Source organism: Francisella sp. AG1 (genome assembly GCF_057683165.1).
Window position 1 is genome coordinate 976377 of record NZ_CM173135.1, and the last position, 13064, is coordinate 989440.

Consider the following 13064-nt stretch of genomic DNA (forward strand, 5'->3'; position numbering starts at 1 on the left):
TTACTCCTTAAATATCTCTAACAAATTGATAATCAGTTTTGCCTAAATATCTTGTTGGAACACCTTTATTTAAATTATCTTCTATAGTTTCGAGATGTACACCTTTTGTTTCAGGTACAAAAAAATATGTAACAATACATGCCAAAGTTGCTACGCAAGCATACATTCCAAATGTAAATGAAACACCAAGAGTTGTCAATATGCTTAGGAATGTGGCTGCTACAACAAAATTAGCCAACCACTGTATTGAAGCTACAAAACTCATAGCAGCTCCACGAACATTCAAAGGAAAAATCTCTGATATTATTAACCAAAATAATGAACCAACACTTATACAATAGCCTACTATATATACAAGTAAACAGATTAAAGCTAATACTGCAGATGTATCATTTTGACTTTTTAAAAGATAGATCATACAAAATAAGCTGAGAGCAGCCATCGCAGACCCAATTAATAGAAATCTTCGACGACCTAATCTATCGATAAACATAATAGTAACTATAGTCGCTATAAAGTTTACAAGACCTAGTGATAAAGTCATTAACATTTGCATTTCACTACCTTTGAATCCTATATTAGACATAATGTAAGGACCATAATACATGACTGTATTTATACCAAAAAATTGTTGAAATATTCCAAGGGCTAAACCAATATATAGGACAGGACGTATTTTTTTATTAAAAATAGCAGAAAATTTAGTTTTGGTTGAAGTTTCTATATTATTTTGTATAGCTTGTAGTTCTTCAGATATATCTGTTTCATTTTCTCTAATTTTTGTTAATGTTTTACGAGCTTCATTTCTTCTACCTTTAGAAAAAAGCCATTTAGGAGAGTATGGCATAAAACACATACCTATGAATAATAAAATAGCTGGCACTAGGCCGGAAGCAATCATAATTCTCCAGTTACCACTACTGGTTAAACCATAATCAACCACAAAAGCTATAACTTGCCCACCTGTCAAAAAAGCACCATTCCATAATACTAGAGATCCTCGTTTACTTGCTGGAGCTACTTCAGCAATAAATAATGGTACAGCATATGAAGCAACACCAATAGCAGCCCCAAGTATAAATCTACCAAGCATTAATATTTCAATATTAGGTGCTAAGGTTGCAACTAATGTACCAAATATAAATAATAAACTAGTAGAGATCATTACCTTTTTGCGCCCGAACTTATCTGTGAAATAGCCGCTAATTAATGCCCCAAAAAAAGCTCCTAAAACGCAGAAACTAACAACTAATTCAAGTTGCCAATGTTTAGCAACAAATTCTTTCTGAATGAAAGGTGTAGCTCCGGCGATAATAGATGTATCAAAACCAAATAATAACCCACCAATAGCTGCTACTGCTACAACTATTAACACATATGTTTTTGTAGACTGCATAAATTTACTCCAGATTACTATATTTCAATGTTAAAAATATTGATTGATTGTGAATATGTAATATCATAAGCTACTGCTAAAGCATCATATTTTGAGAGCCGGTCTAGCAAGACCATCTCTGCTAAATAAATAGCATCTACTCTTCTGGCAATATCATGCCTGACAGGAATAGAAAGTAGAGCACGCGTATCATCAATAAAACCAGAACAGTTGTAAAAACCAGCTGTTTCAGTGACAGCATGGCGGAATTTTTTCATCCCTTCTACTGAATCGTTAAACCACCATGGAGGTCCTAAAAACACACTTGGATAGTGTCCAGCAAGAGGGGCTAACTCACGAGAATATGTAGATTCATCCATCGTAAATAATACTGTTTTAAAATTACGATTATTTCCAACCTTGTTTAAAAGTGGTGATAGACCATTTACAAAATCGCATTTCACAGGAATATCACAGCCTTTATCGTTACCAAATTTTCTTTGAATCCTTGTGTTATGATTTCTATATACTCCAGCATGGATTTGCATTACAAGCCCATCGTCAGTAGCCATTTTAGCCATTTCAGTTAGCATTTGACCGCTAAATACTCTTTTTTCATAGTCTGAAGCTGTATTAGAAACAATCTTTCTAAATAGTTCTCGACGTTGAAACTTATTTAAATCATATGTTTGAGGGATGGTAACACCATGGTCTGTTGCTGTAGCGCCATTTTCTTTAAAAAAATCTCTACGCTCAGCAAGTACTTTTAAGAAATCTTCATAACAATCAATTTTAGTATTTAATTTTTTAGCTAATTTTTTAATATTTTTATGAACAGGGTGAAGTTCAGGATTAGTTACACTATCTGGTCTAAATGTTGGTAAAACTCTACATTTGAAATCTGAGTTAGTAATGTTTTTATGATGATTAAGATCATCTGCAACATCATCAGTTGTAGCAATAGCTTTTATATTAAATCGTTTGCAAATTTCTCGAGGTAGAAAATTTTGTTGTTTTAGAGAGTCATCAATGTGCTCATATAGTTCATCGGCAGTTTCAGGAGTAAATGCTTTTTCATACTTAAATACATTTTTTAATTGCGCATCAAACCATAAGCCTACTTGAGTGCCTCTAAAAAGATACCAGTTTTCAGCTACTTTTTTCCAGATTTTTTTAGGATCATTTTCAACAGGTTTACCATCTTTACGATCTATCCCAAAATCTTCTAGTCTTAGACCTTGTGAGTAAAACATTCTAAAAATATAATGATCTGGTTTAATCAAAAGTTCCACGGGATTTTCAAAAGCTTTATTTTCATCAAACCATATTGGATCAGTATGTCCATGAGGACTAATAATTGGTAAATCTTTAATATGATGATAAATTTCTAGAGCTAAATCTCTAGTTTGCTTATCTATTGGCATTAAAATATTATCATTGAGCATTAATTATCTCCTACTTATAGTAACGATGAACTTCCTATAGATATTACATTTTCTTGAGCTAGATACTCATTTTTATTTGTGGAGTTAATACCTCCAGTAGCACAAAACTGGACATTAGGAAAAACAGCCTTATAGTGCTTTAGCAACTTAATACCACCAGATACTTCTGCTGGAAAAAATTTAATTATATGAAACCTATATTGTAGTATTGTCATTATTTCAAAAGGCGTAACAGCTCCAGGTAAATAAGGTAAATTATGATCTCTTGCAAATCTTAGCATCTCTATAGTACTTCCTGGTGATACTAAAAAATCAGCACCTAATAGCATTGCTTTTCTTAACAGCTCAAGATTTGTAATAGTTCCTATTCCTATTATAAAATCATTATTTGTTTCGATAATTTCCTTAATAATATTAAGAGCATCTGGACTCCTTAGTGTAAATTCAACAATATTTATATTTTTATTTCTAAGTTTATACAATATTCTATTAGCTTCATGAATATCTTTCGCAGTAACAACAGGGATAATAGGATGTTCATTTAAAATTCTTTTTAATTGCACTTTATAACTCCTTTAAAATAGTTTTATATTTTTTAGTATAAATATTGTCTATTATAGCGCCATTATGTTGAATAATTTCTGCAGCAAAATTTTGTGCAAATTTAATATTTTTAACTAAATTAGAACTATTGGTGAAAGAGGCCAAAAAAGCTGCATTAAAACTATCTCCAGCTGCAGTTGTATCAACAGGGTTGACTAGGTTTTCAACTGCTATCATTTTAAGATTGTTTTGATATTGTAGTATGGTAGGGTTAGAACCGTGTTTTATAATAACTATAGGAATATCAAATTTATTATATCTATCTAATGTTTGTTGATAGTTAGTATCATTAAATAAGAGCTTTTCATCATCAAAAGTAGTTAATACTATGGTCACATAAGCTAGAATTTTTTCGATATATAGTTTAGCTTGTTTTTTAGATTTCCAGCATTTTGGACGATAATTTAAGTCAAAAATAATTTCATTTTTTTGATTATATTTTTTGAATTTTTTTAACCATTCTATAAAGCTTTTAAACTGTGTATTATCCCATCTTGAAATAGATATTCCTGAGAAGTAAAGATATTTATATTCTTGAGTATATTTTTCTAATTCTTCTGGATGTAGGTGATAAAAAATATCTTTGATAGGAGCTTGTTCTCGCCAATAATAAAAGCTTCTCTCACCTTGTTTATCTGTTTGAACAGCATATAGTCCAGGAACTTTATGTTTTAACTTTAACACAGTCGATGTATCTATATTTTCATAATTCCAGCTAGCTATCATTTGATCAGAAAAATTATCATCTCCTAGGGCTGTGAGAAAAGAAACCTTACCACCTAGTCTTGCATAATATAAAGCAGTATTTAAAACATCTCCACCATAGTTTAAATTAGCTTGAGAACCTAGTGTAATTTCTCCGCTAATTTCAAGCATACATTCACCAATAGCTAGAAGTTTATTTTTCTTCATTTTGTAATTCTCTTTTAAGAGCATATGCAACACCTCTGATCTCAGCAAGTCCCTTCATACGGCCTATGCATGAGTATCCTGGGTTCGTTTTTTTATCCAAATCTGTAAGCATTTGTTGGCCATGGTCTGGGCGCATATATATAGGCTGAGAATTTTTTTCAATTCGTAAAATCTCTTTTACTAAACTATACATATCTGTATTACCATATAAATGCTCAGCTTCATGGAAGCTACGATTATTAGGGTTAAGAACCACATTTCTTAAATGAGCGAAATATATTCTTTTACCAATCTTTTTTGCCATTAGAGGTAGATCATTATCCCACCTTGAACCTAGTGAACCAGCACAAAATGTTATACCGTTAGTCATAGATGGTATGCTTTTGAAAAGCCAATCATAGTCTTCTATAGTGCTAATAATTCTAGGTAGTCCAAATAGCTCAAAAGGAGGGTCATCAGGGTGTATAGCTAGCTTAGCACCTACTTCTTCAGCTATGGGGATAACTTTTTTTAAGAAATAAATTAAATTTTGGCGTAATTTTTGTTTATCAATATTTTGATATTGATCAAGAGCTGCTTGAAATTGCTCTAATGAAAAACTCTCTTCTGCACCGGGTAAGCCAGCAATGATATTAGCTGTTAGTTTATCAATTTCATCACTAGACATGTTTTTATAATATTCTAATGCTTGAGTAATTATTTCAGGTTTATAAGTTTTTTCAGCATTTTTACGTTTTAAAATATAAATATCAAAAGCTGCAAATACAATTTCATCAAAAGCTAATGTTTTGGTACCTGTGGATGTTTGTTGCCCTAAATCAGTACGTGTCCAGTCTAGTACAGGCATGAAATTATATATTATTAATTTAATGCCACATTTAGCTAGATTTTTTATACTTTGACAATATTTATCTATATATTTGTCACGACTGGGCTTACCTTTCTTTATATCTTCATGTATAGGAATACTTTCTACTACCGACCATGAGAGGTTTGTTCTTTTTTGTTTATTAGAATTTTCTACCTCATACTGCCTTTTTTTAATGTCTTGTATAGGCCATATTTCTCCATTAGGAATATCGTGAAGAGCGGTTACGATATCGGTAACTCCAGTTTGCATAATATCTTCTATAGATACAGGGTCATTAGGGCCAAACCATCGCCAAGATTCAATCATTTTATATACCTTTTGTTTTAAACATTTTTAATAGTATTTTGTACACCCTCTATTTTTATTTTTTCTACATAAAATGAGACTTTTTCAATTAGTTTTTTATTGTTGGATATTTCTGCCGTAAATATCTCTTTAATATTTAAAAACTCATAAACTATCATATTAATAGTACTATTAATATGATATATAGATATATATTTATCTTTTATAGGGTCTGATACATCAATGCTTTTGCCTAACTCATTAATACCTGAATTAAAAAGTATCCAACCAGCTAAACCAATAGCTAAAATATCATAGTTTTTATTATTTTGAGATAGCTTCATTAATGATTTAAGCCATCTTTGAGGTATTTTTTTTGAGCCATCCATAGCTATTTGCTCGGTTCTATGTTTAAGGTTAGGATTAGCAAATCTAAGCAATAGTTTATTAGCATACTCATTCGTAGAAATTCTCTGAGGTAAGCCTTCAATTAGCGGAGCAGCTATTTCTAACATATATTTCTTAATAAAACTATGAAAATAAGGGTTTGCTATAACTTCATCAACAGTTTTAAATCCAGCATAAGCACCTAAATATGCAATTAAACTATGACTACCATTTAGCATAGTTAGTTTTAAGTTTTCAAAAGGTTCGATGTTTTTGACAAATTCAACACCAACTTTTTCTAGAGCAGGACGTCCATTTGCAAAATTATCTTCAATCACCCATTGAGAAAATTCTTCAGTTGCTACAGCTGAAATATCCATTTGGCCAACCATATTCTCAATATTATATAGAGTTTGTTGTGTAACTGCAGGAACTATTCTATCAACCATAGAATTAGGGAAAGTACAATTTATATCTATCCAATTAGCTAGGTTCATATCTATTTTTTGGGAAAACTCAATAACTGCTTGTTTTAGCATTTGACCATTATTTGGTGTATTATCGCAACTAAGTAAAGTAATAGGGCCAGCTTTTTCTTGAAAACGTTTGTAAAGACCCATAACAGTTATACCTATAGCAGTTTTAGGTGAGTCAATATTTTCAATGTCATGGAGTATATCTATATTTTTAAGGTTTAATTTTTGGGTTGAAAAATTAATATAGTAGCCTTTTTCAGTAATAGTATATGTAATTATTTTAATATTAGGCTTAGCAATATTATTAATAAGTTGTTGTGATTGTCCATTTCCAGCAAAATATACATTTTTAATAGCAGCTATTATTGTATTTGTGACACCAGATTGATCATGCATAGACAAAGTGTATAGGCAATTATTAGCTTTTAAGTTTTTTATAAGTTTATGATTACTTCTTACAGTAGTACTAATATACCCCCAATTTAAGGCATCATTATTTCCTAAGTTTAATAATTTATCAATATAAAAAACTTGGTGGGCTCTATGAAAAGCACCTATCCCAATATGTAAAATACCTGCGTTTAATTGGGAATTATTATATTTGGGTAAATTACAATTTTTGATCTTTTTAAGATTAAGCATTATGTATTTAGCCCCTTAGTTATATGTTTTATTCTTGTTATTTAGTTTACCATTATTATTATTAAGTTTAATATGTGTAACACCAGATTTCATACCTACTTAATATTTTATTTTTTATTTGTCATATTTTTAAATAAAATTCATAAAGCTGAAAGTTTGTTACTCTCATTATTTTAATAAAGTATATTTTTGTTATAATATTCCTAACTTTTAAAATAGGAATAAAAATGCAAATAGTCGATCAAATGAAAGATCAGGCTCTAGCTGAACTTGATCTTGTCAAAGATAAAAAATCTCTAGATGATATTCGTATCAAATACCTTGGTAAAAAAGGTGAATTAACAGGTATGATGAAGCTAATAGCTACGCTACCTAATGAAGAAAAACCTAAACTTGGTCAAACTGTAAATATAGCTAAGCAAGCATTACAAAATGCAATAAATGAAAAGCTAGCTAAATTTGAGCAATCTGAATTAAATGAAAAATTGTCAAATGAAAAGATAGATATAACTTTAAAAGGGGTGGGACAAAACCAAGGGTCTCTTCATCCTGTGACGAAAACTTTAAATCGTATAGAAGCATTCTTTAAGCAGAATGGTTTTTCAATTGAAGTTGGACCTGAAATTGAGAGTGATTATTATAATTTTGAAACATTAAATATCCCTTCCCATCATCCAGCTCGTGCCATGCATGATACTTTTTATATTGATGAAGCACATGTTTTAAGAACCCATACTTCTGGTGTGCAAATTAGAACTATGGAAAAGCAAGAGCCTCCTATTAGGATAATTGCTCCAGGTAGAGTATATCGTTGTGATTCTGATATTACTCATACACCTATGTTTCACCAAGTAGAAGGGTTGTTTGTAGAAAAAGATGTATCATTTGCAGACTTAAAAGGATTACTGCATGCATTTTTAAATTCGTTCTTTGAAAAAGATCTTAGAGTAAGATTTAGACCATCATATTTCCCATTTACAGAACCATCTGCAGAGGCTGACATGGAGTGTGTAATCTGTAATGGTGAGGGTTGTCGAGTATGTAAGCATACGGGTTGGTTAGAGGTATTAGGTTGTGGTATGGTTCATCCTAAAGTTTTAAAAGCGGGAAATGTTGATCCAGATAAATATCAAGGTTTTGCATTTGGCATGGGTGTTGAGAGATTAGCAATGCTTAGGTATGGAATAGATGACTTGAGAATATTCTTTGAGAATGATCTAAGATTTTTAAAACAGTTCTAATTATTATTTGAGGTTTATAAATGAAATTTTCACATAATTGGTTAAATGAATATCTAGAAGATATACAAAATAGCCAAGATTTAGCAACTACTCTAACTTTAGCTGGTTTAGAGGTGGATGCTATCGAACCAGTAGTTGCAGAAAAAGTAACTAATGTAGTTGTTGGGCAAATAAAGTCTATAAATAAACATCCAGATGCGGATAAGCTTAATATTTGTAGTGTAGATGTGGCGGAAGATGAATTATTAACAATAGTCTGTGGAGCTAAGAATATCTATGAAGGAATGAAAGCTCCTGTAGCAAAGATTGGCGCAATTTTGCCTGGTAATTTTAAAATTAAAAAATCTAAATTAAGAGGTCAAGAATCTTTTGGAATGATGTGTTCGGAAGAAGAACTTGGTTTAGCAGAGAAAGCCGAGGGTCTGATGGATCTACCAGGAGACGCTCCAGTTGGTAAAGATGTTAATGAATATTTAAATCTTGATGATAATATTATAGAAGTTGATTTAACACCGAATAGAGCAGATTGTCTAAGTGTTTATGGAATTGCTCGTGAAGTATCAGCATTGACAAAAGCTAAATTAAGAGCTTTGGAAATTAACTCTATAGAGGTTGCTTTAGAAGATACTAAAGAAATAAATATAACAGCTAAAGATGCATGCAAAGCATATTTTGGTTGCATTATTAAGAATGTAAATAGTAATGCTAAAACTCCTTTGTGGATGGTTGAGAAGCTTAGAAGAAGTGATATTGGATCAATATCGCTTCTTGTTGATGTTACAAATTATATAATGTTGCTAACAGGCCAACCAATGCATGCTTTTGATCTTGAAAAACTAGAAGGCAGTATTAATGTTCGCTATGCAAATGATCAAGAACAACTAACTCTTTTGGATGAAACAAAAATTAAGTTAGAATCTGATACTTTAGTAATTGCAGATGATAAAAAAGCCTTGGCAATAGCTGGTGTGATGGGTGGGCTTGATTCATCAATAACAGCAGATACTACAGATATATTTTTAGAGAGTGCTCACTTTATTCCAGAAAAAATAGCTGGTAAGGCACGAAAGTATAATTTACACACCGATTCCTCACATAGGTTTGAAAGAGGTGTTGATCCTAAGTTACCTCAAGAAGCTATGCAATTAGCTATTAATTTAATAATTTCAATAGCAGGTGGTGAGGTTGGCGTTATCTCTGGTAAAGATGAATCTGATTTTATTCAAAAGCATACATCTATAAATTTGTGTGTAAAAAAACTAAATAGAGTATTAGGCACACAGCTTGATATTGATTATGTGGTGGAAGTTCTTCAAAACTTACATATGCAAGTTATAAAAACAGATAGCTGCCAGCTTGAGGTGGTTCCACCATCATATCGTTTTGATATGGAAATTCCAGAAGACTTGATTGAAGAAGTTGCGCGGGTGTATGGTTACTCAAACCTACCAGAAACCATGCCAAAATATCAAGCAACTAAAATAAATATTTCAGAAACTGAGCAGTCACAAGAAATTCTGAATGCTAAACTTGTTGATAGAGGCTATCATGAAGCTATTAATTATAGTTTTATTGATCCTAAATTTGATGATTTTTTCTTTAAAGAAAAAGGAATAATAATCAAAAACCCTATTTCACGGGATTTGTCAGTTATGAGACAGTCTTTAGTGCCAGGACTAATAAATAGCTTTAAAGCAAATACTGCTCGTCAACAAAATCGTGTAAGGTTATTTGAAAAAGGTGCTTGTTTTAAATTTGAGAATAACCAAAGATTACAATTTGATAGAATTGCAGGTTTAGCCTATGGTGAGCTTTTAAATACTAATTGGTCTAATAATAAAAAAATTGATTTTTTTGATGTTAAAGCAGATGTTGAGGCGTTTTGTAGCGATGTTCATAATTTAAGTTTTGAAGTATGTGATGATGTTGACTGGCTTCATCCTGGTCAATCAGCCTATATTTTAGCTGATAGTAAGAGGGTTGGTATAGTAGGAGTTATTCATCCAAATGTATTAAAAGCCTTTCAGATTAAAGCTAAAGCACCAGTAGTATTTGAGTTAGATTTAAGTATTTTGATAAATAAGCAAATTCCAAGCTTTAGTAAAGTATCTAAATATCCATCCGTTTTGAGAGATATATCTTTCTTAGTTGATAAATCAGTATTGGCTGGAGATATTCTCACAGAAATACATAATTTAAACATCAATCTTTTAAAAGATGTTAATATATTTGATATTTATGAATCTCAAGATAATGATAGGAAGAGTATAGCACTGAGTATGCTTTTCCAAGATAGTGCTCAAACTTTAGATGATAAAGTGATTATCGAAAATGTGGAAAAAATATTGGAAAATCTTAAATTAAAGTTTGGTATAGAGCAAAGAGTCTAATATATAAAATTAATTTTATATATTTTTATATATTTTTATATATAAGGGATCAGGTTTTAAATTTACTTCTTCTTTTGTTAAAATTTTATTTCTAACATTTTAGAATGCTACATCAAAGGTGTAAGGATTTTTAAAATACTCTCAGCAATAAGGCTGCTGCGTTTATTGCTCATATGATCTGTATCTAGAGTTGAATCTTCTATTAACTTATTAGCCCATACATATATCTGCTTTACATCATGAGCACTATAAAAGAAAGTTGCTATTTCATAGTTTAAAAATAAGCTACGATTATCTAAATTGACCGATCCAAGCATAGCAATATTATCATCAACTAAGACAGCTTTTGCATGCATCATATTTTCTGTAAAGTAAACTTTTATACCACAGGACATAAAATCCCTAATATAGCTAGCTCTAGCTCTGTCTACTATTTTATGATTCGAGTTTTTTGGGGTGATTATTTTAACCTCAATACCACGTCTTTTCGCAAGTACAATAGTTTGGTAAAGTTCAGCTGATGGTATCAGATAAGGTGATATTATCCATATTTTTTCTTTAGCAGAATTAATGGCGGTCATTAAACCAGCATATAGTTGGTCTTGTTGTAAATCTGGACCAGATGGTATAACTTGAACAAAACTTTCTTCTTTAATAGATTTTTGTATTTTAAATTTTATTTCTTCGCTAGTAACAAAATGCCAATCTGATGAAAAAACTTTAAGAAAATATGCTATTGACTCACCTTGTATTTCAAATAATAAATCATCCCACATACCTTCATGTTCTATCGGAGACATGTATTCATCACCAATATTCATACCTCCACTAAATACGGTTTCATTATCAAATATATATATTTTTCTATGGTTTCTATAATTTATATAATTACGTAGTGGATTCGAAATTATTGGCATAAAAAATACTACTTTAGCACCTAATTTACGCAAGTTCCTAAATATTTTTTTATTATGTCGATATAAATATAATGAACCAAGTGAGTCAATAAGTATTTTTATTTCAACCCCTTCGGCTGCTTTTTGTTCTAAAGCATTTATAACTAGTTTTGAGGTAGTGTCATTTTTAAATACATAAGTTTGTATATATATTTTTTTTTGAGCTGAATTTATCGCTTTGATAAAGGCTTGATATGACTTAACGCCATTTGTATACATTTTAAAAATGTTTCTAGAGGTTAAGGTAGAAAGCCCCATATTTGCAAAAACATTTACTATTTCAGGAGGTAAATATTTACAGTTTTGATTATCACTTAAACAAAATTCTTCAACATAAGGTTGCTTAATATTCATTTTCTCTTTTTGCCAGAATTTACGTTTATCTTTGCGTTGAAATATAAAGAAAAATGGAATAGCAACATATGGTATAAACAATATTGCTAAAAGCCAAGCAAGAATATTTGAAGCAGATTTTTTGTCAACTATAAGTTTTAGTACAACAAATATTATAAAGGCCTGACAAACAAATAAGACAATATTTGCTTCAATTATATATATTAGACTTAGTAAAAAATTTTCCATGGGTTAATATATGGTTTTAAATATTTAACTAGTAATTAGTTTATCATATAAAATTATTTTTTTGGTGCTATGAAAAGTATGATTAAAGATACAGATATTACTAGTAAACTTAAATATAAAGGCATTAGCATAACCCCAAGAGAAATCCCATAACTTGCTAAAGCCAGAAATAAACCATTAAAGATAGCAAAGCATATATTATAAATAGTTCCTAGACCACTCGCTCTGACATTAGGGCTAAACAAAAGACTGCTATAATTTGCAGAGACTCCAACCGCTAGTCCCATAAAACAGCTATTAATACACATAGCGTATATTAAATATTCTGAGTGTAAAATTATACAAATATAAAAAAAGCTGCCAAATATAAGTACTCCTATCGCGCCAATTATAAGTATTATTAAAGGATTATGTTTATCAGCCAAAATTCCAGCTGGTATACATGCGATAGAAAATATAAATAAATTTAAGAGAACAAGGTTTGAACTTCCTTGTATATTATTTAATTTAAAAAAAGTTGGTAAAAATAAAGAATAAAAGCCAACTATTATGGCTATGATTGAAATAGCTGCTATAGCTCTAATAAGACCATTTTTTTGAGTTTTAAAAAGTATAACTAAGGGTAACTGTTTAGTTTTTGGCGTAGATAAAAAGGTTTGTGTTTCATGTATCTCCTTGCGAAAAAAATAACTAAGAATAGCAGCAATTCCTCCAATTATAAATGCTGCCCTCCATGCATACTGATCTTTAAAAAAATACTCTAAGCAGACTTTTGTGATTTCAGCAAATAATATGCCAAAATTAATTAAACAAAAAATTATCCCGCAGGCCATGCCACCAACACTAGTAAGCATAATCGTTTTAAAATCATCTTTTTTAAGCATATTTAATAAAGTATA

The 13064-nt window shown here is 30.5% G+C and carries 10 protein-coding genes; 2 read left to right on the forward strand and 8 right to left on the reverse strand.

Annotated features, from left to right (window positions below; all coding sequences use genetic code 11):
- Positions 1-7: 7 nt before the first annotated feature.
- From ACR0PV_RS05035 to ACR0PV_RS05060, 6 genes are read right to left on the reverse strand one after another with little or no spacing between them, the layout of a single operon-like run.
- Entirely contained in the window at positions 8-1396 is a 1389-nt protein-coding gene (locus tag ACR0PV_RS05035) for a sugar porter family MFS transporter (RefSeq protein ID WP_488173866.1), read from the reverse strand.
- 17 nt (positions 1397-1413) lie between these two features.
- Positions 1414-2820, reverse strand: a complete 1407-nt coding sequence (uxaC, locus tag ACR0PV_RS05040; protein ID WP_488173867.1) for a glucuronate isomerase — start codon at positions 2818-2820, stop codon at positions 1414-1416.
- A 14-nt stretch (positions 2821-2834) separates the two neighbouring features.
- Positions 2835-3383 (reverse strand): bifunctional 4-hydroxy-2-oxoglutarate aldolase/2-dehydro-3-deoxy-phosphogluconate aldolase, encoded by a 549-nt coding sequence (gene eda, locus ACR0PV_RS05045; RefSeq protein ID WP_488173868.1) that lies wholly within the window; start codon positions 3381-3383, stop codon positions 2835-2837.
- Between the two features lies 1 nt (position 3384).
- Complete coding sequence (locus ACR0PV_RS05050; RefSeq protein ID WP_488173869.1) at positions 3385-4335, reverse strand: sugar kinase; 951 nt, start codon at positions 4333-4335, stop codon at positions 3385-3387.
- Complete coding sequence (gene uxuA, locus ACR0PV_RS05055; protein WP_488173870.1) at positions 4322-5512, reverse strand: mannonate dehydratase; 1191 nt, start codon at positions 5510-5512, stop codon at positions 4322-4324. The genes ACR0PV_RS05050 and uxuA overlap by 14 nt, the downstream gene beginning before the upstream one ends.
- Positions 5513-5529: 17 nt before the next feature.
- Positions 5530-6996: a mannitol dehydrogenase family protein gene (locus ACR0PV_RS05060; protein ID WP_488173871.1), complete on the reverse strand. Its 1467-nt coding sequence runs from the start codon at positions 6994-6996 to the stop codon at positions 5530-5532.
- Positions 6997-7223: 227 nt separating this feature from the next.
- Here ACR0PV_RS05060 and pheS point away from each other — a divergent pair, with 227 nt between their 5' ends.
- The gene (gene pheS / locus ACR0PV_RS05065) at positions 7224-8237 is read left to right on the forward strand and encodes a phenylalanine--tRNA ligase subunit alpha (RefSeq protein ID WP_488173872.1); all 1014 of its coding nucleotides are present in this window, start codon (positions 7224-7226) and stop codon (positions 8235-8237) included.
- 20 nt (positions 8238-8257) lie between these two features.
- Positions 8258-10627, forward strand: a complete 2370-nt coding sequence (pheT, locus tag ACR0PV_RS05070) for a phenylalanine--tRNA ligase subunit beta (RefSeq protein WP_488173873.1) — start codon at positions 8258-8260, stop codon at positions 10625-10627.
- A 107-nt stretch (positions 10628-10734) separates the two neighbouring features.
- On the opposite strand, the gene cls is transcribed toward pheT, so the two are convergent.
- Positions 10735-12165, reverse strand: coding sequence for a cardiolipin synthase (cls, locus tag ACR0PV_RS05075; RefSeq protein ID WP_488173874.1), 1431 nt, complete (start codon positions 12163-12165; stop codon positions 10735-10737).
- Positions 12166-12218: 53 nt separating this feature from the next.
- Positions 12219-13049, reverse strand: a complete 831-nt coding sequence (locus ACR0PV_RS05080) for an MFS transporter (protein WP_488173875.1) — start codon at positions 13047-13049, stop codon at positions 12219-12221.
- Positions 13050-13064 lie beyond the last annotated feature (15 nt).